19 protein-coding genes are annotated in these 23,663 nt (G+C 42.3%); 7 read left to right on the top strand and 12 right to left on the bottom strand.

Annotation, left to right across the window (positions count from 1 at the left end; translation table 11 throughout):
- Positions 1 to 1,678 precede the first annotated feature (1,678 nt).
- From HC175_RS23855 to HC175_RS08435, 6 genes are all read right to left on the bottom strand, one after another.
- On the bottom strand, positions 1,679 to 1,822 hold the full coding sequence (locus tag HC175_RS23855; protein WP_209309958.1) for a hypothetical protein: 144 nt from the start codon (positions 1,820 to 1,822) through the stop codon (positions 1,679 to 1,681).
- Positions 1,823 to 1,836: 14 nt separating this feature from the next.
- Positions 1,837 to 2,127 carry a FoF1 ATP synthase subunit delta/epsilon gene (locus HC175_RS08455; protein WP_168138053.1) on the bottom strand — a complete coding sequence of 97 codons (291 nt, stop codon included), beginning with the start codon at positions 2,125 to 2,127 and terminating at the stop codon, positions 1,837 to 1,839.
- Between the two features lie 73 nt (positions 2,128 to 2,200).
- On the bottom strand, positions 2,201 to 3,712 hold the full coding sequence (atpD, locus tag HC175_RS08450; RefSeq protein WP_168138052.1) for a F0F1 ATP synthase subunit beta: 1,512 nt from the start codon (positions 3,710 to 3,712) through the stop codon (positions 2,201 to 2,203).
- Between the two features lie 273 nt (positions 3,713 to 3,985).
- A complete protein-coding gene (gene glmS / locus HC175_RS08445) occupies positions 3,986 to 5,833 on the bottom strand; it encodes a glutamine--fructose-6-phosphate transaminase (isomerizing) (RefSeq protein WP_168138051.1) in 1,848 nt (615 codons plus the stop codon).
- A gap of 3 nt (positions 5,834 to 5,836) precedes the next feature.
- Positions 5,837 to 7,402, bottom strand: a complete 1,566-nt coding sequence (locus tag HC175_RS08440) for a BamH family beta-barrel-assembly machinery protein (protein WP_168138050.1) — start codon at positions 7,400 to 7,402, stop codon at positions 5,837 to 5,839.
- Between the two features lie 15 nt (positions 7,403 to 7,417).
- On the bottom strand, positions 7,418 to 8,227 hold the full coding sequence (locus HC175_RS08435; RefSeq protein ID WP_168138049.1) for a glycogen/starch synthase: 810 nt from the start codon (positions 8,225 to 8,227) through the stop codon (positions 7,418 to 7,420).
- A gap of 107 nt (positions 8,228 to 8,334) precedes the next feature.
- On the opposite strand from HC175_RS08435, the gene panC reads away from it, so the two are divergent.
- From panC to radA, 5 genes are read left to right on the top strand one after another with little or no spacing between them, the layout of a single operon-like run.
- The gene (gene panC, locus HC175_RS08430; RefSeq protein WP_168138048.1) at positions 8,335 to 9,183 is read left to right on the top strand and encodes a pantoate--beta-alanine ligase; all 849 of its coding nucleotides are present in this window, start codon (positions 8,335 to 8,337) and stop codon (positions 9,181 to 9,183) included.
- A 4-nt stretch (positions 9,184 to 9,187) separates the two neighbouring features.
- Positions 9,188 to 9,538 (top strand): aspartate 1-decarboxylase, encoded by a 351-nt coding sequence (gene panD / locus HC175_RS08425; RefSeq protein ID WP_168138047.1) that lies wholly within the window; start codon positions 9,188 to 9,190, stop codon positions 9,536 to 9,538.
- A 3-nt stretch (positions 9,539 to 9,541) separates the two neighbouring features.
- Complete coding sequence (locus HC175_RS08420; RefSeq protein ID WP_168138046.1) at positions 9,542 to 10,507, top strand: lysylphosphatidylglycerol synthase transmembrane domain-containing protein; 966 nt, start codon at positions 9,542 to 9,544, stop codon at positions 10,505 to 10,507.
- Positions 10,508 to 10,541: 34 nt separating this feature from the next.
- Entirely contained in the window at positions 10,542 to 11,687 is a 1,146-nt protein-coding gene (locus tag HC175_RS08415; RefSeq protein ID WP_168138045.1) for an alpha/beta hydrolase, read from the top strand.
- A 26-nt stretch (positions 11,688 to 11,713) separates the two neighbouring features.
- On the top strand, positions 11,714 to 13,078 hold the full coding sequence (radA, locus tag HC175_RS08410) for a DNA repair protein RadA (RefSeq protein ID WP_168138044.1): 1,365 nt from the start codon (positions 11,714 to 11,716) through the stop codon (positions 13,076 to 13,078).
- 76 nt (positions 13,079 to 13,154) lie between these two features.
- Here radA and HC175_RS08405 read toward each other — a convergent pair whose 3' ends face one another.
- Both HC175_RS08405 and katG read right to left on the bottom strand, forming a co-directional pair.
- Positions 13,155 to 13,358 carry a hypothetical protein gene (locus HC175_RS08405; protein ID WP_168138043.1) on the bottom strand — a complete coding sequence of 68 codons (204 nt, stop codon included), beginning with the start codon at positions 13,356 to 13,358 and terminating at the stop codon, positions 13,155 to 13,157.
- Between the two features lie 169 nt (positions 13,359 to 13,527).
- On the bottom strand, positions 13,528 to 15,789 hold the full coding sequence (katG, locus tag HC175_RS08400; protein WP_168138042.1) for a catalase/peroxidase HPI: 2,262 nt from the start codon (positions 15,787 to 15,789) through the stop codon (positions 13,528 to 13,530).
- A gap of 346 nt (positions 15,790 to 16,135) precedes the next feature.
- Here katG and HC175_RS08395 point away from each other — a divergent pair, with 346 nt between their 5' ends.
- A complete protein-coding gene (locus HC175_RS08395; RefSeq protein WP_235942562.1) occupies positions 16,136 to 16,888 on the top strand; it encodes a M23 family metallopeptidase in 753 nt (250 codons plus the stop codon).
- Positions 16,889 to 16,924: 36 nt separating this feature from the next.
- Positions 16,925 to 17,197, top strand: a complete 273-nt coding sequence (locus HC175_RS24700) for an SH3 domain-containing protein (RefSeq protein ID WP_317172103.1) — start codon at positions 16,925 to 16,927, stop codon at positions 17,195 to 17,197.
- Positions 17,198 to 17,199: 2 nt separating this feature from the next.
- On the opposite strand, the gene HC175_RS08390 is transcribed toward HC175_RS24700, so the two are convergent.
- From HC175_RS08390 to HC175_RS08375, 4 genes are all read right to left on the bottom strand, one after another.
- On the bottom strand, positions 17,200 to 18,165 hold the full coding sequence (locus tag HC175_RS08390) for an OmpA family protein (RefSeq protein WP_168138041.1): 966 nt from the start codon (positions 18,163 to 18,165) through the stop codon (positions 17,200 to 17,202).
- 29 nt (positions 18,166 to 18,194) lie between these two features.
- Positions 18,195 to 18,956, bottom strand: coding sequence for an exodeoxyribonuclease III (locus HC175_RS08385; RefSeq protein WP_168138040.1), 762 nt, complete (start codon positions 18,954 to 18,956; stop codon positions 18,195 to 18,197).
- Positions 18,957 to 19,031: 75 nt separating this feature from the next.
- A complete protein-coding gene (locus HC175_RS08380) occupies positions 19,032 to 21,974 on the bottom strand; it encodes a GEVED domain-containing protein (RefSeq protein ID WP_168138039.1) in 2,943 nt (980 codons plus the stop codon).
- Positions 21,975 to 22,082: 108 nt separating this feature from the next.
- Entirely contained in the window at positions 22,083 to 23,621 is a 1,539-nt protein-coding gene (locus HC175_RS08375) for a glycine--tRNA ligase (RefSeq protein WP_168138038.1), read from the bottom strand.
- Between the last annotated feature and the right edge of the window lie 42 nt (positions 23,622 to 23,663).

Below are 23,663 nucleotides of genomic sequence, written 5' to 3'. Positions count from 1 at the left end.
CCAGGATTTTGAGATTTATTATTAAATGGATATTTCCAGTTCTAGTAAAATGTATTGGGCTAAAGCCCTCTATTCTGCTTTCTTTTGACCACGGGCTGAAGCCCGTGGCAATTAATTCATAGAGGATTTATAACCTAAAGGTTATATGTCGCTCCGCTGGAGCTCAAAATCACTACATAAAAACTTACTTCTAAAAATATGCCGCCTCGCTGAGGCTCAGATCTCCGAAAATTGTTTGACTTTTGAATTCCCTCCGGCTTTAGCCGGAGGAATGAAAAGTTCCCGCCCCAGGGCTTTAGCCCAATGCTCCTTCAGAACTGATGAAAGTTTACAGAATATGATATCTCCACTACTAAAAGTGCTAACGACATAAATTCCATCCGACTTCAGCCGGAGGAGCAAAAAATATCCTTTCTTAAGGCTTTAGCCCAATGCTCCTTCAGAATTCCGAAGGAGCGAAATACTTTTATGGAAAAACAAATTAAAGCGCTGAAGCCCGTGGCAATTCATAGAGGGTTTATAACCTAAAGGTTATATGTCGCTCCGCTGGAGCTCTAATTCACTACATAAAAACTCTATAAATATGCCGCCTCGCTGAGGCTCGGATCTCCAAAAGGTGCCTAACTTTTGAATTACCGCCGGCTTTAGCCGGAGGTATATAGAATATTCTTTTCAAGGGCTTTAGCCCAATGCTCTCGAGAATTGTTGAAAGTTTCCAACATATGATATCCCAACTACTAAAAGTGCTAACGACATAAATTCCATCCGACTTCAGCCGGAGGAGCAAAAAATATCCTTTCTTAAGGCTTTAGCCCAATGCTCCTTCAGAATTCCGAAGGAGCGAAATAACTTTATGGAAAAATAAATTAAAGCGCTGAAGCCCGTGGCAATTCATAGAGGGTTTATAACCTAAAGGTTATATGTCGCTCCGCTGGAGCTCAGAATCCCCGAATAAAAACTTTCTTCTATAAATATGCCGCCTCGCTGAGGCTCAGAACTCCGAAAGTTGCCTGACTTTTGAATTACCTCCGGCTTTAGCCGGAGGAATAAAAAGTTCCCCACAAGGGCTTTAGCCCAATGCTCAATCAGAACTCCGAAGGAGCGAAATACTTTTATGGAAAAATAAATTAAATGGCTGAAGCCCGTGGCAATTTATAGAGGGTTTATAACCTAAAGGTTATATGTCGCTCCGCTGGAGCTCAAATTCACTACATAAAAACTTTCTTCTATAAATATGCCGCCTCGCTGAGGCTCAGATCTCCAAAAATTACCTGACTTTTGAATTACCTCCTGCTTCAGCCGGAGGAGCAAAAAATATCCTTTCTTAGGGCTTTAGCCCAATGCTCAATCAGAACTCCGAAGGAGCGAAATACTTTTATGGAAAAATAAATTAAATGGCTGAAGCCCGTGGCAATTTATAGAGGGTTTATAACCTAAAGGTTATATGTCGCTCCGCTCGAGCTCAAATTCACTACATAAAAAACTCTATAAATATGCCGCCTCGCTGAGGCTCAGATCTCCGAAAATTGTTTGACTTTTGAATTACCTCTGGCTTCAGCCGGAAGTATAAAAAGCTTCCACCTGGGCTTTAGCCCAATGCTCTCCAGAACTGCTGAAAGTTTCCAGAAAATGATATCCCTACTACTAAAAGTGCTAACGACATAAATTCCACCCGACTTCAGCCGGGGGAGCAAAAAATATCCTTTCTTGAGGCTTTAGCCCAATGCTCCTTCAGAACTCCGAAGGAGCGGTGTATGGTATTTTCCTTTGATAATAAAACCAAAAGACCTGTTGCTTTCACAACAGGTCTTTTCTTTTTCATATTTTTCTTTCAGCTTAATCGGCCAGGACGATGACTTTATTGTCTTTCATTTCAACAACACCGCCGGCAACCTGCAGAATAAGGATCTTACTATCTCCAGCATCTCTTCTGAATTCTTTAGAAAGATCGTCAGATTTAACCGGATGAGAATGTGTAAAGACTTTAATCTCGCCTTTTGTAAGTACTGAAACTATGGGGGCGTGATTATTCAGCATCTGAAACTGACCTTCAACTCCCGGAACACTAACAGAATCAACTTCTGCGCTAAGCAGTACGGCTTCTGGAGTAACTATTTCTAAGTACATATATTTTCAGTTTACAGTAGGCAGTCAACAGTTGGCAGTACTGCATACTGCCGACTAATTACTGCTTACTTTTTTACGCTTCAGCTAACATTTTCTCACCTGCTTCGATCGCTTCTTCAATGGTTCCTTTAAGGTTGAAGGCAGCTTCCGGTAGGTGATCCAGTTCCCCGTCCATAATCATGTTGAAACCTTTAATGGTTTCTTTGATGTCTACAAGTACTCCTTTAAGTCCTGTAAACTGCTCGGCTACGTGGAACGGCTGAGAAAGGAAACGCTGAACACGTCTTGCACGTGATACAGCGAGCTTATCTTCTTCAGAAAGTTCTTCCATACCAAGAATGGCAATGATATCCTGAAGTTCCTTATATCGCTGAAGTAACTCTTTTACTCTTTGTGCACAGTTATAATGGTCTGCACCTAAAATGTCTGCAGTAAGAATACGAGAAGTAGAATCCAAAGGATCTACCGCCGGGTATATCCCTAGCTCGGCAATCTTACGTGAAAGTACTGTGGTAGCATCAAGGTGGGCAAATGTTGTTGCCGGCGCCGGATCTGTCAAGTCATCTGCAGGTACGTAAACCGCCTGTACAGATGTAATAGATCCATTTTTTGTAGAAGTAATACGTTCCTGCATCGCACCCATCTCTGTTGCAAGTGTAGGCTGATATCCTACCGCAGATGGCATGCGCCCTAGAAGTGCAGACACCTCAGAACCTGCCTGGGTAAAACGGAAAATATTATCTACGAAGAAAAGTACGTCCTTCCCCTGTCCTTCACCGGCTCCATCACGAAAGTATTCAGCAATGGTAAGACCAGAAAGGGCTACACGCGCACGTGCTCCCGGTGGCTCATTCATTTGACCGAATACGAAGGTTGCTTTTGAATCAAGAAGTGCAGTTTTATCTACTTTTTGAAGATCCCAGCCTCCTTCTTCCATTGAATGCATAAAGTCATCACCATACTTGATAATTCCAGATTCAAGCATCTCTCTTAAAAGGTCATTTCCTTCACGTGTTCTTTCACCAACTCCGGCGAAAACAGAAAGACCTCCGTGACCTTTTGCAATGTTGTTGATCAATTCCTGGATCAATACCGTCTTACCAACCCCAGCACCTCCAAAAAGGCCAATTTTACCTCCTTTTGCGTAAGGCTCAATAAGGTCAATAACTTTGATCCCGGTATATAAAACTTCTGTAGAAACAGATAAATCTTCAAACTTTGGTGCTTCACGGTGAATTGGCAGTCCGCTTTCATTTGCTTTAGGCAAGTTTCCAAGACCGTCAATAGCATCTCCTATCACGTTGAACAAACGACCAAAAACCTCTTTTCCAATTGGCATCTGGATAGGAGCACCAGTAGCAACCACCTCTACGCCACGGCTCAAACCATCGGTAGAGTCCATAGAAACTGTTCTTACTGTGTCTTCTCCAATATGCGATTGTACCTCAAGAACCAATATTGATCCATCTTTCCTGGCAATCTCAAGAGAATCATAGATCCTTGGCAATTCAGCATTCTCTGTGTCAAACTTTACGTCAACAACAGGGCCAATAACTTGTGCAACTTTACCTGTAACTTTAGACATTATCTATTCCTTTAATATTGTGTTTTTATAAATATCTAAAAAAGAACCACTAACAACTTTTTTAAAAGTCAGACTTGAGCATCTCTTTTTCAGGCTGCAAAGATAGTTTTTTTGTGTAAAAGTCTATAGGAGAATTTATAACTTTTTATCGCTAATCTCCTGGAAATAGTTCTCATTACTAATTCTCTCCAAAAATGTCATTTTTGGATGGTTTTTATAAAAAAACCTGCAACAATAATGCTGCAGGTTTTTTCTATTCTTGTCTGTATTCGCTTATTCGACGGTAACAGATTTTGCCAGGTTTCTGGGTTGATCTACATTCTTGCCAAGCAGAACTGCAATATGGTAAGACAGCAACTGCAAAGGAATGGTAGTTAACAAGGGAGTAAGAGACTCAATAGTATCTGGCACCTCAATTACATAATCTGCCAGGTCGCGAACACTCGTATCACCTTCGGTCACAATTCCAATGATCTTTCCTTGTCTTGACTTTATCTCCTGAATGTTGCTCACCACTTTTTCATAGTGCCCTTTACGGGTAGCAATTACTACTACTGGCATTTCTTCATCGATAAGCGCAATTGGTCCGTGTTTCATCTCGGCTGCAGGATATCCTTCTGCGTGAATATAGGATATCTCCTTCAGCTTTAAAGCCCCTTCCAAAGCAACAGGGAAGTTAAAGCCCCTTCCGAGGTATAAACAGTTTCGTGCATCCTTGTACTTAAAGGCCACTTCCTTGATATGATCGTTCTCCTGAAGTGCTACCTCTATTTTCTGCGGAATTGTCTCCAACTCCTGAAGGTGCATATGGAAATCTGTATTTGAAATACTGCCCTTTGCTTTAGCAAGTTTAAGTGCCATAAGGGTTAGAACAGTGATCTGGGTTGTAAAAGCTTTAGTCGAAGCAACTCCAATTTCTGGTCCTGCGTGGGTATAAGCCCCGGCATTCGTTTCTCTTGAAATTGAGGAACCAACCACATTACATACACCAAAAACGAAGGCTCCTTTTTCCTTTGCTAATTTAATGGCTGCCATAGTATCTGCCGTTTCACCACTTTGTGAAATGGCAATAACTACGTCGTCGGAATTAATAATAGGATTCCTATAGCGAAATTCTGAAGCGTATTCTACTTCCACCGGAATCCTCGCCAAATCTTCAAAAATGTATTCAGCTACAAGTCCGGCATGCCATGAAGTACCACAGGCAACGATAAGGATCCTTTTTGCATTGAGGAATCGCTCGAGATTGTCATCAACCCCGGCCATTCTTATAATGCCTTCTTCTGCATGGAGTCTACCACGGTAAGTATCGCGAATTGCACTTGGCTGCTCATAGATCTCCTTTAGCATAAAGTGCTCAAAATTGTTCTTCTCGATCTGCTCCAGGTTCAATTGCAGCTCCTGTATATATGGATCAACTAGAGAGTCGTCTTTGATCTTTCTTACTTTTACGCCCTTATCTCTTCTTACCACAGCCATTTCTCCATCTTCAAGATAGATCGCGTTATTGGTAAATTCAATAAAAGGAGAAGCATCTGAAGCTATAAAGAATTCTTCTTTCCCAACGCCAATTGCAAGGGGACTTCCAAGCCTCGCCACTACAATCTCATTGGGTTTGGTCTTGTCAAATACTGCAATAGCGTAGGCACCTACAGTTTGGTTCAAAGCAATTTGTACTGCTTTACCTAATTTCACATCTTCCTCCTTGATCACATCTTCAATAAGATTGACCAGCACTTCGGTATCTGTATCAGATTCAAACTTGTAACCTCTTTTGGTCAATTCCTTTTTCAGAGATTCGTAGTTCTCGATGATCCCGTTATGAATAATAACGAGGTTCCCGGAATTTGACAGGTGAGGATGGGAATTCACGTCATTTGGCACTCCGTGTGTAGCCCAACGAGTATGTCCTATACCCAGTGTTCCTGAAGTATCTATTTCACTTTCAATCTTCTCTTTTAAATCGGCAACCTTTCCTTTGGTCTTGCTTACCTTAAGCTCTTTATCATCGAAGAGCGCAATCCCGGCACTATCATAACCCCTATACTCCAGCCTTTGAAGGCCCTTCATCACAATGGGATAGGCTTCTCGATATCCTATATACCCTACTATTCCACACATATTCTAATTCTTTGGTTCTGTATAATAAATATTTAATTTCAGTCGCTTCTCTTCGTCTTCAGCATCAGGTCCATAAAGTACCGTTCCAAGAGGAGTGATCAAAGAAGCTACGGGTATCGCAGTAGCTTCACGACCTTCTTGAGGACGGATAGCCGACATGGATACCAGATTTATATTTTGGGAAACTACAAGGCCAAGACGAACGTTTGTAGAATCATTGTTCAGAACATTATTTACATGTCGCGTGATCCTCACCTTATAACTTAAGCCCTCCCCGTTCTCATTTCTTGTCAAAGGAGCTAAATGTGCATTATTTGAAGTTGATGCAGGATTATTTTCCTGTCCTTGAGCGTCAAGAACATAATCTGCCAGCATCACATTATTATTGATATCATAAAGATACACCCGTTCTGGTTCTGCTAAGCCAGTCATGTAATTTCTGTTAACATGAAAGATAAGATTGGCTTCGTTGATGAGCCAGTTATTCTCCCTAAGGTGTTCAAGTTCATCTGAAACTCCATCTCCATCTGCATCGGGCCCGGCAAAAAGATCAATTACCGCAAGAGAACCTTCTCCTCCTTTGAGGAACAGGTTTTCATCATCATTAAAATCTGGTGTATCCTGATCAAAAATATTCACCCTGCTATTTCCAAAGCCCAGCTTAAAGGATCTGCGAACCTCTATTAGCTCTTCTTCATCCCCGTCATCATCTACATCCTGAGTATCTGCAACCCTCGTTTTGTAATATAGAGTTATACCAGCATTTGTGTTCAGTAAATTGAGAAGCATCATGCTTCCATTGTTCCCTGCTTCGTCAGCTTTTATATAAACTCCACGGAAGTAATCTCGGAAACTATTAAAGTTCAGAAGATCTGCACTTCCCCCTTTGTCGAGGATCTTAGATTGAAAAAAGTCTTTCTTAAGATGTACCCGGAGGGCAGGACCAAGATTGAGAGTATCGGTTTCACCATCTATCCCCGGAACATATTCGGTCACAGCGTTTGCAGATGGTAAAAAACTTTCATTTTCATAAAGAACAGTACCCAGGTTGGCCAGCACCTGTGGCTCCATGTCTGAATAATATTTCTGGGTCTTCTGAAAATCGGTCTCCGGATCGAAACTGTTCAGATAAAATTTAGATTCTATTACAGAAAGTTTTATTGGTCCATTACCATAGATGGAATCGAGCTCAAATCGCGTCTCTTCATCTTCAGTAACTTCTTTTGAAAAGTAAGGTATGGCCATTACAACACTGTCTAAAACCGGCTGGGTGCCGAAATCTGGATTAACAGCAGTCATCGCTACACTAGAAAGTATGCTTGCTTCCTGAGTACCAAATAATGGATCCTTGTAAACCCCCAAAAGGTTTAACTGAAGGTTATTAGTTTGCACAGCACCGGGACTATAGGTAAAGGCATTAATTTCGGCATCATCATAAAGATCTGCGTTAAAACCAGGTCCGCCTAAAACATCGCTCCCTATAGTTTCAAAGTCGTCTTCACAAGCTATAAACGAAAAAACAACAGCTACAACTGTTGTTATTCTCAACATCTTATTCTTTAAATTCATTAAGTTTTTTTCTAATTAAGAAAGTACCTGTTTGGTGTAGAATTCCTGGTACGCCTGCGCAAATTCCTCGCGGTTTTTATACTCCAACACCGGCTTGGCAAGTTTACTCAAATATTTTTTAAGTTCTTCAGGAATGTTATCTCCTGCGATTATCGCTGCATCTGAATTGTCAACAGCAGTTTTCATTAGGTTGACGTAGTTAGGCTTCTTTAAATGTTTTACCTGCTCATTCTCCAAACCATCAAATAATACTTTTTTATACATGTCACTATCTAACGTGCCATCAAAGTCTTGATTGTACACAGAGGTCACAATTTTTGCAGTATTGAAAAGAGGTTCGTTCCCATAATAGTTTCTCAGGTACAGCGGAAGCATGGAAGCCAACCACCCATTCACATGAATAATGTCTGGCGCCCAGTTCAGTTTTTTGACCGTTTCAATAACTCCTTTTGCAAAGAAGATCGCTCTTTCATCGTTATCTGGAAAAAGATTTCCCTCTTCATCTGTTAGCGTAGCCTTTCTTTTGAAGTAATCTTCATTATCAATGAAATAAACCTGCATTCTCTCCTTTGGAATGGAGGCAACCTTTATGATCAAAGGCATGTCAAGATCGTTAATGACAAGATTCATTCCCGAAAGCCGAATCACTTCGTGTAACTGATGCCTGCGCTCATTTATATTTCCGAAACGAGGCATAAAAATACGTATTTGACCGCCATGGTTATTGACCATTCGAGGGGCTTCAAAAGACATAGACGAAATTTCGGTCTCGGGTAAATATGGGATTACTTCAGATGATACGTATAATATCCTCTTATCTTTCATAGGATCGCTTTAAATGCTTTTGTGAAATAAAAACACGCAAAAATACAAAATTTTATGCAGATTGCCAGTATTATATTAAGTTTGCACGCCGCTAAGTTTGGAATAAGATGCAGATTTTAAAGGAGAAGGACGCTCTAAAAAAGCTTGTCAAAGCTTTAAAGAATGAAAGGAAAAGTATAGGTTTTGTACCCACCATGGGAGCATTACACGAAGGTCATCTTTCCCTCATAAAGCAGTCACTTTCCTCATGTGATAAAACAGTGGTAAGCATTTTTGTCAATCCCACTCAATTTGACAACCCTGCCGATCTTGAGAAGTATCCCCGTACGCTCAAAGATGATGTCTCCAAAATTCAAAGCCTGAGCCCAGAAGTTATTGTCTTTACCCCTACTGCTACAGAAATCTACGGTGACCAGATTTCTTCTGAAGAATTTTCCTTCGACGGGCTGGAGCACCAAATGGAAGGAAGGTTCAGAAAAGGGCATTTTAATGGGGTTGGTACCATTGTGAAGAAACTATTTGAGATGGTGGAGCCAGATAGAGCTTATTTTGGAGAAAAGGATTTTCAGCAGTTACAGATCATCCGAAAACTGGTGGAGAAGAACAGCCTTGATGTTGAGATCATAGGATGCCCCATCTACAGAGAATATAATGGCTTGGCAAGAAGCTCCAGAAATGAAAGGTTGTCGCCAGATGCTCGACAAAATGCTGCATTTATCTTCCAAACCCTGCAAAAGGTAAAGGATGATTTTGGCACAAAAAGTGCATCAGAGATAACTACCTGGGTATCAGAAGTATTCAAGGCTCAACCCGGTTTTGAACTGGAATATTTTGAGATCGCCGATTCCGAGACACTCGAGAGCATGAAAGATAGGGGATCAAATCACAAGTATAGAGCCTTTATAGCCGCATATTCTGGCGAAATAAGATTAATTGATAATATAGCTTTAAACTAGCATTATGCAAATTCACGTCGTTAAATCCAAAATCCATCGAGTAAAAGTTACCGGAGCAGATCTCAACTACATCGGGAGTATTACTATAGATGAAGACCTTATGGATGCCGCGAATATAATTGAAGGAGAGAAAATTCAGATCGTTAATAATAACAATGGAGAACGCCTTGAAACTTATGCAATTCCCGGACCTCGAAACAGCGGTGAAATAACGCTTAATGGCGCAGCAGCCCGTAAAGTGGCAAAAGGAGATATTCTTATTCTCATTACATACGCCATAATGGATTTGGAGGAGGCAAAGAATTTTAAACCTGCACTGGTGTTTCCTAACGAAGAAACCAATTTGCTGAATTAAATTTTGAAGAAAAAGCTTATAAAGTTTGCAAAAACTTTCCTGCCTCTTTTAATAGGCATTTTCCTGATATGGTACTCCTTAAGCAGCGCCACACCACAGGAAAGGCAGGAGCTTTGGAATAATATCAAGCTCGCAGATATGAAGTGGGTGGTTCTAAGTGTGATCTTCGGAATTCTCTCTCATGTTTCCCGTGCGTACAGATGGAAATATCTTCTAGAACCCCTGGGGTACCGACCGCGATTCGCAAACAGTTTTATGGCAGTGATGGCAGGATATCTTGCCAATTTGGGGATTCCCAGATCGGGAGAGGTGCTTAGAGGCGCTACGCTCTCCACCTATGAAAAAGTACCTTTTGACAAAGCCTTTGGCACTATTGTTTCCGAAAGGATCGCAGACCTTACCATGCTCCTTATCATTACCATTTTTGGCTTTTTGATCCAGACAGAGCACCTTATTACATACTTCAGCACCAACAACATCAATCCCTTTGTGTCCATAGGAATTCTCCTGGCGATCATTTTCTGCGGAATTCTCTTTCTCAACCTGGTGAGAAAATCCAGTCACAGATTCATGCAAAAGATAAGAGAATTTGCTCGGGGCCTTCTTGAAGGGATGCGCAGTATTCTGCGAATGAAAAAGAAAAAGGAATTCCTGTTTCATACCCTCTTCATTTGGCTCATGTATCTCCTGATGTTTTATATCATCAAGTTTGCCATCCCCGAAACTCACTCCCTTACTATCGCCGGATTTATGGCAGCCTTTATTGTGGGTAGTTTCGCCATCTCTACAACAAATGGAGGAATAGGAGTCTATCCAATTGCCATGGGTGCTGTTTTACTGCTGTTTGGGATCAATCAACAGGCAGGAGAAGCTTTTGGCTGGATCATGTGGGGATCCCAGACCTTAATGGTCCTTGTGCTGGGTGGTTTTTCCTTATTATTTCTTCCGATTTACAATCAAAAGAAATAATATTTATATTGCCCTAGGAAAAAACCTACTGCTTATGAGGAACTTATACTTTATAATCCTGCTTTTATTTAGCTCCTACTCCCTACAATCCCAAACCTTATACAAGACTATCACCTCTGTAAAACTAGGTAACGAACGTGAATTGAAGATCCAGCTGCCTCGCAATTACGATCAAAATTCTCAGAAGAAATACCCCCTTATCATTGTACTTGATGGCGATTATCTCTTCGAGCCAATGGCAGGAAATGTAGATTATTATTCTTACTGGGATGAGATCCCCGAGGCCATTGTTGTTGGTGTCAATCAGGCAAAAACCAGAAATGACGACAGCAGTTATGATCCACAACGGTTTTTGCCAGAAAAAAAAGGAGCTCAGTTTTTTGAGTTTTTGGGCATGGAGCTCTTGCCCTTTTTGGATAAGACTTACCGCACCTCAAAATTTGTAGCTATTGCGGGCCACGATCTCACTTCAAATTTCATCAACTATTACCTGTTCAAGGAAAATCCACTGTTTCACGCATATATCAACCTTAGTCCAGATCTAGCGCCCGAAATGTCCAATAGATTATCCGAAACCCTTTCGGCTGCTAGCCAGCCCAGATGGTTCTACCTCTGTACAGGCTCTAACGATGTGCCCGAGCTTAAAAAAGAGATCGCTCAACTTGATGCACAATTAAGCCTCATCGAGAATCCTTACCTTAAATACCGCTTTGATACCTTTGAGGCTGCAACCCATTATACGCTGGTAAGTCAGGCTTTACCTAAGGCGCTGGAATATATTTTTGCAGCTTATAAACCTATGGGGCTAAAAGAGTATGATGAGATAGTGCTTGAAGGGAACTCACCTTACGATTATTTAACTGAAAAATATAAGGTGATCAATGAAAATTTCGGAATTCAGAAAACGATTCGTATCAACGATTTTCTCGCGGTAGGGAAAGCCCTGGAATTTGTTCAGAACTGGGATGACCTTGAGCGGCTGGGAGAACTTGCCCGAAAACATTATCCACAGTCTGCCCTGGGCACTTATTATCTAGCTCGTGCTTATGAGGCCAACGGCCAGCCAAAAAAGGCCATGAAGACTTATCAAAGTGCATATGGACAAGAGGAGGCAGCCTTTGTAACGGTAGATTTTATGTTGAAAAAAGCAGAACTAATTAAACAAGATTTCGGTTATTAGCTGTCCAATTTTGAAGCTTAATCCGAATGGCAAAACCAAAAACCTCCTTTTATTGTCAGAATTGTGGCGCCCAGCACAGTAAATGGCAGGGTCAATGCAATTCCTGTAAGGAATGGAATACCCTTGTTGAAGAAGTTCTAGAGAAGGCAGACAAGCAAGGCTGGAAATCTCCAGCCACAGCAGCCGTCAAAAAAATTGCAAAGCCACTCCGGATATCTGAAATTGAAACCTCCAGAGAAGAACGCTTAAACACCAACAATCAGGAACTCGATAGAGTACTGGGAGGAGGAATAGTTCCCGGCTCCCTCACATTACTGGGTGGAGAGCCAGGGATTGGAAAGAGCACCCTCCTGTTACAGATCTCTCTAAACCTCAACTATAAAACTCTCTATGTTTCTGGCGAGGAAAGTCAGCAGCAAATCAAAATGCGGGCCCAGAGAATCAATCCTGAATCCAATAACTGCTTTATTCTCACCGAAACCAAGACACAGAATATCTTTAGCCAGATCGAAAAGCTGGAGCCCGAAATCGTGATCATTGATTCTATCCAGACTTTGCACAGTGATTACATTGAAAGCGGGCCTGGAAGTATCTCACAAATCAGAGAATGTACTGCCGAATTGATCAAATTCGCTAAGGAAACTGCAACCCCAGTAATTTTAATAGGACATATTACCAAAGAAGGAAGCATTGCAGGGCCCAAGGTATTGGAACATATGGTCGATACAGTCTTGCAGTTTGAAGGTGACCGTAACCATGTGTATCGCATCTTGAGGGCGAATAAAAACAGGTTTGGCTCGACCAATGAGCTTGGCATCTATGAGATGCAGGGGAATGGGTTAAGGGAAGTAAGCAATCCTTCGGAAATCCTTATCTCTAAAAATGACGAAGAACTAAGCGGCACTGCCATCGCTGCAACCCTTGAAGGTATGCGTCCGCTTATGATAGAAATTCAGGCGCTGGTAAGTTCTGCTGTTTATGGCACACCTCAACGCTCGGCAACTGGATATAACGCGAAGAGATTAAATATGCTTCTCGCCGTTCTGGAAAAGAGGGCAGGATTCAGGCTAGGGGCCAAGGATGTTTTTCTGAATATTACAGGTGGGATTTCTGTAGACGACCCTGCTCTTGACCTAGCAGTTGTAGCGGCTATACTTTCTTCCAATGAAGATATTGCTGTACCAAAGGATATTTGCCTGGCAGCCGAAGTAGGTCTCGCTGGAGAAGTACGCCCTGTAACCCGCATTGAACAACGCATTCTGGAAGCCGAAAAACTAGGTTTCAGCACCATAGTAGTTTCTACTCAGAGCAAGCTACCTAAGAATAACTTTATCATAAAAATTCAAAGGGTCTCAAAAATAGAAGATGTAGTAAGCTTTTTATTTGGATAGCTCATCTAAAAACAGAAAGGATGAGCCCTTGGTAAAAGTGGCTCATCCTTTTGTTAATTAAGTTCAGATCAAAATATTAATGCCTGTGTTCGGCAGCAACTTCATCTGTATCCTTTCTATATTTCAGCATGGAGATCCCTGAAACAAAAAAAACAAAACCCAGGATCGCCAAAGCCCACGGACTGAACATTAGGGCGATATTCCCAAAAATTCCTAGAACGCCCATTACGAGTGCAACTGCACCACCTATTAACATTATGAATGCTAAGATCTTGATCATAACTTCAAGTTTTGGTTAGGGGATAAAATTAAAATATCTCAGCTGTACCTTTAGAAAATTAACAACATCTAAAGATAATTTTCAGCAAAAAGTATCCAAAATTATGATTTACTCAGTTGGCCAAGAAAAAAGGCAGTCTTTAATTCGACTGCCTTTTCTATAGGATCTCCTATTTCTTTAGATCAAAGCGATCTAAATTCATAACCTTATCCCAGGCCTTTACAAAATCTCTAACAAATTTTTCTCTGGAATCGTTGCAGGCATAAACTTCTGCCAGCGCTCTTAGTTCAGAATTAGATCCAAAAATAAGATCTACGCGAGTTCCTGTCCATCTCGCATTTCCTGAAACACGATCTGTTCCCTCAAAGACGTTTTGAGCATCGGTCTTAGCCTTCCAGGTTGTGCTCATATCCAGTAAGTTCACGAAAAAATCATTGGTCAATTGTCCAGGACGATCAGTAAAAACTCCATTTTTGGAACCATCATAATTCGTATCCAGCACGCGCATTCCTCCAACTAATACGGTCATTTCTGGTACTGTAAGGTTGAGCAGCTGTGCTTTATCCACAAGCATTTCTTCGGCAGATGCTGCGATATGATCCCGGTTACGGGAATAGTTTCTAAAGCCATCTGCATTTGGCTCTAAAGGTTCGAAAGCTTCCACGTCTGTCTGTTCCTGGCTGGCATCCGTACGGCCGGGTGCAAAAGGAACACCAATATCAAAACCTGCGTCTTTCGCTGCTTTCTTAACGGCCAGGCAACCTCCCAGCACAATAAGATCGGCAAGAGAGATCTTCTTATTTCCCGATTGCGCAGCATTAAATTCATCTTTAATTTTTTCGAGAGTCATCAACACCTTCTGCAACTGCGGCGGATTATTTACTTCCCAGTGTCTTTGTGGTTCCAGACGGATTCTTGCCCCATTGGCACCACCTCGCTTATCTGAATTTCTGAAAGTAGAGGCTGAAGCCCAGGCTGTAGAAACTAATTGACCCACTGTGAGATCTGTCTTGAAGATCATTTTTTCAAGGGTCGCGATATCATTACGATCAACAAGAGCATGGTCTACTTCAGGAATTGGATCCTGCCAAATCAATTCTTCTTTTGGTACTTCTGGTCCCAGGTATCTTGACACAGGCCCCATATCTCTATGCGTTAATTTATACCAGGCTCTGGAGAAAGCTTCTGCAAATTCATTGGGGTTCTCGTGGAAATGCCTTGATATCTTGTTATATGCAGGATCTTCTCTTAATGCAATATCGGAAGTCAACATAAATGGAGCGTGCTTTTTTTCAGGATCATGAGCGTCGGGAATTAGGCCTTCCCCTGCTCCGTTCTTGGGTCGCCATTGATAAGCGCCTCCCGGACCTTTATGGCACTCCCATTCAAAACCAAATAGATTTTCAAAGAAGTTATTGCTCCATTTAGTAGGCGTTTGAGTCCAGGCGCCCTCAATTCCACTAGTAATAGTGTCGGCACCCATTCCTTTTCCGAATTTATTCTTCCAACCCAGACCCATCTCCTCTATAGGGGCACCTGCAGGCTCTGCAGCCACGTTTTCTATAGGATCTGCCGCGCCGTGCGTTTTTCCAAAGGTATGACCCCCTGCGATGAGCGCTACGGTTTCATAATCATTCATAGCCATACGTCCAAAAGTTTCCCGAATGTCTTGTGCTGACCCAAGAGGATCGGGATTTCCGTTTGGACCTTCTGGATTGACATAAATAAGCCCCATATGCGAGGCTGCTAGAGGTTGTTCAAGTTTGTTCCCATTGGCGTAGCGCTCTTTGTTTCCAACCCATTCCCCTTCAGAGCCCCAGTAAATATCTTCTTCAGATTCCCATATATCTTCCCGGCCACCACCAAAACCAAAGGGTTTTAGCCCCATTGATTCCAGAGCTACATTCCCGGCAAGGATCATAAGATCTGCCCAAGAGATCTTTCTGCCATATTTTTTCTTGATAGGCCAAAGTAAAAGCCGGGCTTTATCCAGGTTCGCATTATCGGGCCAGCTATTTAAAGGAGCAAATCTTTGGGAGCCAGAGCTTGCTCCCCCACGGCCATCACTTATTCTATACGTTCCTGCACTGTGCCAGGCCATACGTATGAATAATCCGCCATAATGGCCAAAATCTGCAGGCCACCAGTCCTGTGAGTCGGTCATGAGTTGATGGAGGTCATTCTTTATAGCATCAAAATCCAGAGTTTTAAATTCTTCTGAATAGTTAAAATCTTCTTCCATGGGATCGGACAAGCGCGAATGTTGCCTTAGAATGGAGAGATTGAGCAAATTTGGCCACCAATCCCGGTTAGAGGTTCCACTACCGGCGGTTTTATTCATGGCACCGCCCAGGAACGGACATCTGCTGGATTCATTTACCTCCCAAACCTTGTGAGTTCCAGGGGAATTTCTATGTTCGTTGTTTTCCATTTTTAAAGGGTTTAGATGATTAGAACAATAAAACTAGAATAATTATATCTTATGATTTTAAATAAACTATTGCTTATGTCTATAGTAAATATGCAATAGTCAATAATATCGCTGACCGATTTGGGAGGTACTTAGCCTTCTAAATTTAAAGAAATAGGAGTTGAAATAAAAATTAACGCCCTCATTTAGAATAAATCCCAATAAAGAAAAAACATCTGCCTCAAGGAATTCATTTTTTGATTGGCACGTTTTCTGCACTCTGTAAAGGGTGATAAAGAAAAAATTTTCAAGGGTACCTTTTCTACTGCTCTTGCTAGTAGCTATAATTTTTGGTTCCTGCTCAAGGATGAAAAAAGTGCAGGGCCTTTTCGAGAAACCTTCTGCAAGGGAAAAATATGTGCAGCAATTCGATCAGGATCCGCACGATTTGGCACTCTGGAAAAAAGCCTTCGAAAATGCCATTTTTGACAGTATAACTGTTCCTCTTCCCTACAGCGAAGCAGGAACATTTTCTCCCGGGTCTTTTCCGGTATATTCCTATAATTTTGAATTGGCTCCCGGAGAGCGACTAGAAGCCTTAGTGGCCACAGACTCTTTACCGTCATTAGTTTTCCTCGATCTCTATCAACAGCAAAATGATTCACTTGTTTCGTACGATCATTTAAAGTCGGCCGAATTCGAATCGGGCAGTTTGCGTTATGAAGCGGAGGAAGCCGGGATCTACAAATTGATCGTTCAGCCTGAAATCTCAGCCTCCAGGCCTTTCAGAATTCATCTTAAGAAAGTACCTGTGTATACTTTTCCCGTTGCGGGGAAAGGAAATGCTAATGTTCAGAGCTTTTGGGGTGCTACCAGAGATGGTGGCCGAAGAAGCCACGAAGGAATTGACATTTTCGCAGCTCGTGGCACTCCAGTGATCGCCGCTGTTGATGGCCGAATCTCTTCAACAGGAAATAAGGGTCTTGGTGGAAAACAGGTATGGCTTCGAGACAGGAAAAGGGGTAATTCTCTTTATTACGCGCACCTGGACAGCATTATTGCAACTCCCGGAATGAATGTAGTAGCAGGTGATACCTTAGGGCTGGTAGGAAATACCTGAAATGCCCGAACCACTGCCCCTCATCTTCACTTCGGAATTTACAAAGGTTATCGCGGCGCCCAGAATCCGTTACCATATGTACATGAACCTCCCAAACATCAGGAAACCCCGGCTGGTTTAACTTCCCAGCTACTAGTTGCTACAGGCACTGCAAATCTTCGGAAAGGCCCTTCTACCAGAGCTGAAATAGCTTTTAAGGTAAAAGCTGAAGATACACTTGAAGTATTAGGAGAAACAACAGATTGGTATCACGCCAGGATAGCAGATGGAAATTTTTTCATCCACAAAAGCCTGGCGCGACCCCTCTAAAACTATTCTATTTCCTGAAGCAGTTTATTAATCTCGTCCAATTTTGGGGTAAGGATCACCTCTATACGGCGGTTCCTTGCTCTACCATCGGCATTATCATTGGGTCCTACCGGCGCAAATTCTCCTCTTCCGGCAGCAGTGAGGTTCTGCGGATCTATACCTGAATTTTCCTGCAACAGCTGAACGATGGAGGTAGCTCTTTTAGTAGAAAGATCCCAGTTATCGGTTAATTGTCCGCTGCCATTATAAGGTACATTATCTGTATGGCCCTCGATTAACACGGCAATGTCAGGATTCTGAGCCAGGACTGCAGCCAATTGTTGCACTGCTTTTCTACCTTCAGCTCCTACTGCCCAGCTGCCTGAGTTAAAAAGCAGTTTGTTCTCCATGGAAACATATACTTTTCCATCCCTTTGTTCCACAGTTAGACCTTTTCCTTCAAAATTAACAAGTGCCTTGGAAATGGCATTTTTGAGGGCATTCATTTTGGCATCTTTGGCAGCGATAACACTTTCCAGCTCGTCCACTCTTTTAGATCGGGCGGCAAGATCCTTTTCCAGCCTTTCAAGCCGTGCCTTTTCTGCGGCAAGAGCTTTCTCTTTAGAATCAAGTTCGGCTAGAAGCTCCCTGTTTCGCTTTGAATTTTCAGCAAGAGCAGAAGAACTGTTTGCTTCCAGGGCATCATAGGAAGTTTTTAGTTTTTCATAGCTGGTTCTGGTAGTGGTATATTCCTGTTGCAGGCGGTCTCTTTCTGCCTTAGTACGTTCGTATTCAGCTTGTAGTGCAGCAAGATCAGATTCATTTTTTTCATTTCGCGCCTGGAGGTCGCCAAAATTTCTTGTAAGCTCCTGATTTTCCTCCTGTAATTGATTGTGCCTGCTTTCGAGATCCTTATAAACCTTAGAAGATACACATGAAGTGAGCAGTACAGAGCTACTCAAAAAGGCAATAAAAAGATGTCTTTTCATAAAAGGGGGGATAAAATGGTTTTGGTTGATTATGCTATTTCCAAAAGAACGGGACAATGATCACTATGTTGTGCTTCGGGCAAAATAACTGCGCGCTTCACTCTTTCCTGCAACGGCTCACTTACCAGATGATAATCAATTCTCCAACCTTTATTGTTGCCCCGTGCTCCGGCCCGGTAGCTCCACCATGAATAGTGGCCGGGATCTGTATTGAACTGCCTGAAAGAATCTACAAATCCACTCTTGATGAACTTGCCAAGCCACTCTCTTTCGACAGGTAAAAATCCTGAAGTATTTTTAAGCCTCACAGGATCATGAATATCAATCTCCTCGTGACAAATATTGTAGTCACCGCAAATAACAAGGTGAGGGATCTCCTGCTTTAACTCGTTCACATACTCCTGAAAGTCGGCCATGTACTGCAGTTTGTGATCCAGCCTCTTAATATTTGTTCCTGAAGGTAAATACATGCTCATCACAGAAAACTCCTCAAAGTCTGCTCTCACATTCCTGCCCTCAAAATCCATGTAGTCTATTCCGGTTCCAAAAGTGACATTTTTGGGTTCAATTTTACTGAGGATCGCAACACCACTATATCCTTTTTTTACCGCCGGAAACCAGGAATTAAATTTGTAACCTAAATTTTCAAATGGTTCCTGGTCAAATTGTTCGGGGGTTGCCTTTATTTCCTGCAGGCACACTACATCGGCATTCGTTTTTTCCAACCATTCAATAAATCCTTTTTTAATCGCTGCTCTAATGCCATTGACATTATAAGAGATAATTTTCATTCTAATAAATTTAATACTCCTCAAAAATAGCATTTTTGAGGAGTCATCTTGTAGGAATAAAGTATGAAAGGAGAATTATCGAACGATTATACGCTGTACCCTACCTTCGTCTCTGGTGCCCAGCCTCACAAGATATACACCCGGCGCGGCGTATGACATGTCAAGAGTATAGGAATAGCCGGAGTAATTTTTTCTCAGCATATTTTCCACCAGTTTTTGTCCCAGTACATTATGGACAGTTAGCCATAGCGGCCGCTGATAGGTAGTGGTGAAATTGATCTCAAAAATATCTTCTTCTGAAGACGTGATCACGAGCTCTCCCTGCTGAAGTTCAGATTCATCAAGACCGTCTACAATGATCACAGAATAATCATCTGTTGTTCCATATTCCATTACGTCACAAGGGTCATTCAGCTCTCCACGATACTGAGGCCTCACATCTCCCGCCCTGGCACGAAGAATATGTTCTCCTAGCGGAGCATCTTCTGGAATGGTAAACTCGAAGATCGTTACAGCACTGGACGATATGATGTCACCAGATCTCACCAGCATTTCACTTGGCTCAAAGACCGCATTATCATTAAAATCGATCCACATGGAGAATTCACTGGTGGCCCTCGATTTTACCCCAACCTGGTACACGCCTCGCTGGCGATCCAGCCTGGTGGACAATCCAATGAAATTATTATAGCCTGTGGTACAATATATATTTTCATTGACGATCTCCTCAAGATAAAAACTATTGATCCCATCGGAAAAAGCACAGGAAGAGCCATCGGGAATGCAGTCGAGATTAGCAATTGTGGTCTGGGTACTGTCGTTATCGGGCTCTGAGTCTTCAGCCAGAAAGGTAGAAACCACAACATTGTATACTCCGCTTTCAGAAAGATCTGCATCATTATTGAAAACATAAGAAATTTCTGAAGCTGGCAATAAAGTTTGTGTTACTGTTTCTCTAATAAATGGTCCTTCATTGATACTATAGGCTATCTCAAAATTACTTTGTGGTTCTCCTCCAAAATTCTTAATCGTAACTACAACCTCTTCCATTCCTAAATTACTTCCGGAGACAGGACTGTGAATTTCTGTAACACCAATATCATTTGGCGGTAAATTTTTAACTGTCTTAGACTGAAAATCATTGCTGAATTCCATATCACCTTCTAAGTTGGTCTTTGCGGCAATGGTATAACTTTGCCCCTCTTGAGAAAGATCGACGGTTTGGGAGAAGGTAAATTCCATCTGACTAGTAGGAGGAATAGTGCCTGTAAAAATCTCGGTGATCATTGGGCCGGTACCAACTCTGTACCACACGGGAAAATTCGACTGAGGCTCACTTCCAAAATTCCTGATCACTATAGTGACCTGCTCTGCCTGGCCCAAAGTGGAAGAAATGGGTCTTAGAATATCTGTAACCCCCACATCTTTTGCGAATTGGGGTGCGATCTTAAAGACTCCCACTTTATTAAGCCTTGATCCTGCGCTAAAGTACTCCCCGTTAAACCAGAACGTTTCGTTATCCACCGGGTCTATACTGGTATGGCTGTAATCTCCATAACGATTACTGTCATTGGGAACACTGCTTTCTGCAGTTGTTTCTTCCTGCAGGGTCATGATACCCAAAGGATCGCCTGCATACCTTCCGGTGTATCTTAAAGTAGGATAAATGGGTTCTTCAGGATTATCGTTAACCACGGTGAATCCCATTCCTATATTTCCATTTTTATCGATCCCAATGCTTCCGCACCAGCGGTCATTGATATCGGGCGCATAAGTTCCTTCCTGATAAACCGACCAGGGACCACCTGTAGCGTCCTGTCGTAACTCGTACCAGCGTATGCCTGCATGTTCTACCAGAGAAGGATCCACGTCTACCACAAAATTGAAGACCACAGAATTGTGTGTTTCGAAACGCCGGTAGGAGGTGGGATACATGATTGCTCCCTGAAGGGCATCAACATCGGGTGCATCACCAGGTTGAGGAAGATTTCTGAAACTGCCGCCATCAAAGGTGCTATGGAACGGGGTGACGCCCTGAGACGGCCCTAATTCCTGAGATTCAGAAATAGTGGAGTTAGCTATATTGTTCCAGTCAACATTGACCAGCCATATTTTAAGGATATCTTCATTTACTCCCAGCCATGCGTCGTCCTGAAAATACAGGATTGGAGAATTGCCGGGAGCAGGCATTTCCTCCCCTACAGCATTAAAAGCTGCAGGACTATAAAATCCATTGATACGCACGCCCGGCAATGGAAAACCTACATGCTGGGCTTCTTCTCCCTGAAGCATTTTATCTCTTTCCAGGACAAAAACAACCTCATGTATATCTTCATCTTCGGGATCCTGATTTGTAGTCACATAATACCCATCACTCCAAACAAAGAACTTAGGATAATCTGGAAAGGTACCGGTCTCAAAACGATAAGTGTACCAGCCATCATTCACAGGATCGGGACCCTGAGAAATTGCTACTAACAGGCTGTTAGGAGAATCACTGAACTGGGTGATAAGAAATCTATCGGCAAATTGATCATAAACAACAATAGGATCTCCCAGATCTTCATTTGTAAATTCTCCTCCAAGGCTTTCCAGGTCGGCCGGTGGAGAAAGTATATTCCCCTGCTTATCATAAATCGCAAAGGCACTATTCCAAGCATTCACATAATGATTAGGCCCTACAGCACCTGTGGGATCTGTAGGTTTATGGAAAGTATTGGCGGCATCAAAGGTTAAAAGTGGTTCTTTTGTGGGCGTGGTTCCCGGTTTTTTTTGCCAGGCGGCATCTGGTGACTTTGGATAACCCTTTCCAGGTACCACCCTGTTGGCACTGCGGTTCTTGGGATTAACTTCCTTGACTACCTTATTGGGAGCTACAAGCTCCTTTGTGGATAAGGGAGCAGTATGCGATGGTTTTGCCACCCCATGTGAAACGGGACCTAATTTTTCCTGATCTTGACCGTACAGCCCTATGTGCAGAAGCAGCATGAGAACCGGAAATATGTATTTCTTCACCATGTAGGGAGCTTTAAGCCTTAAATTTAAGGATTTACTAAGAGTACAAACAAAAAAAAGAACAATTCAGGAAGAACTGCTCTCTTTTAACTCAATTTAAACAGAAAAGCCTTACTTTTTTAGCCAGCGCTTAAAATCTGTTTCTGCAGCAATCACTTCTGAAAGTTCAGAAATGGCAACTCTTTTTTGTTCCATAGTATCGCGGAAGCGTACTGTTACCGATCTGTCTTCCAGGGAATCATGATCTACTGTAATACATAAAGGAGTTCCTGCAGCATCCTGTCTTCTATACCTACGGCCTATTGCATCTTTCTCGTCATACTGAACATTAAAATTCCATTTAAGTTCTTCCACGATTTCCTGCGCAAGTTCTGGTAGGCCATCTTTTTTCAGCAAAGGCAGAACAGCAGCCTTATAAGGCGCCAGTATGGCCGGTAACTTTAAAACTGTTCTGGAGCTACCATCTTCAAGCTCTTCTTCCTTAAGGGAAGATGAAAGCACAGCTAAAAACATTCGGTCAAGACCAATTGAAGTCTCGATAACATATGGCACATAATTTTCCTGTAGCTCGGGATCGTAGAACCTCAGTTTTTTTCCCGAATGCTCTTCATGAGCCTTCAAATCAAAATCTGTACGGGAGTGAATCCCTTCAAGCTCCTTAAAGCCAAAAGGAAAATTGAATTCAATGTCTGTTGCAGCATTTGCGTAATGCGCAAGTTTCTCGTGATCATGGAAGCGATAGTTTTCCTCCCCAAGACCAAGGGAATAATGCCATTTTAGACGCACCTCTTTCCAGTGTTCGTACCACTTAAGTTCTTCTCCCGGCCTCACGAAGTACTGCATCTCCATTTGCTCGAATTCGCGCATTCTGAAAATAAACTGCCGCGCAACTATTTCGTTTCTAAAAGCTTTTCCGGTTTGGGCAATTCCAAACGGGATCTTCATTCTTCCAGTTTTCTGTACATTGGAAAAATTCACAAAAATTCCCTGTGCAGTTTCTGGTCGTAGATAAAGATTCGATGCCGTTTCTGCCGAGGCACCCAGTTTAGTGCCAAACATCAGGTTGAATTGACGCACTTCGGTCCAGTTTTTTGAACCTGTATCTGGGTCGGCTATGCCCAACTCTTCAATTAAGGCTTTTACATCTTTCAGATCTTCATTAGTAAGAGAACGCCCCAGTCTCTCAAGTATTTCTTTTCTTTCTGAAAGATATCTTTGAACCCTGTCGTTCGTATTAACAAACTGCTCTTCATTAAAGGCATCTCCAAACCTCTTGCGTGCCTTTTCGATCTCCTTTTGAGCTTTTTGCAGGATCTTTTCGGCATGATCTTCTACAAGAACATCTGCCCGATATCTCTTTTTTGAATCCTTATTATCTATTAATGGATCATTGAAAGCGTCTACGTGGCCCGAAGCCTTCCAGGTAGTAGGATGCATAAGAATAGCTGCATCTATTCCTACTATTTCCTGGTGCAGCTGCACCATTCCCTTCCACCAGTACTCCCTGATGTTTTTCTTTAGCTCTGCGCCGTTTTGCCCATAATCATAAACGGCACTTAAGCCGTCATAAATTTCTGAGGATGCAAAGATGTACCCATACTCCTTTGCATGGGAAATAATATTTTTAAAAAGATCTTCATGTTTTGCCATGGCACAAAAATAAAAAAACCGCCCCGATTGAAGTCAGAGCGG

The sequence above is a fragment of the Salinimicrobium oceani genome, assembly GCF_012037645.1.
The sequence above is the reverse complement of the archived record's forward strand: the minus strand, read 5'-3'. Positions and strand labels throughout refer to the sequence as shown.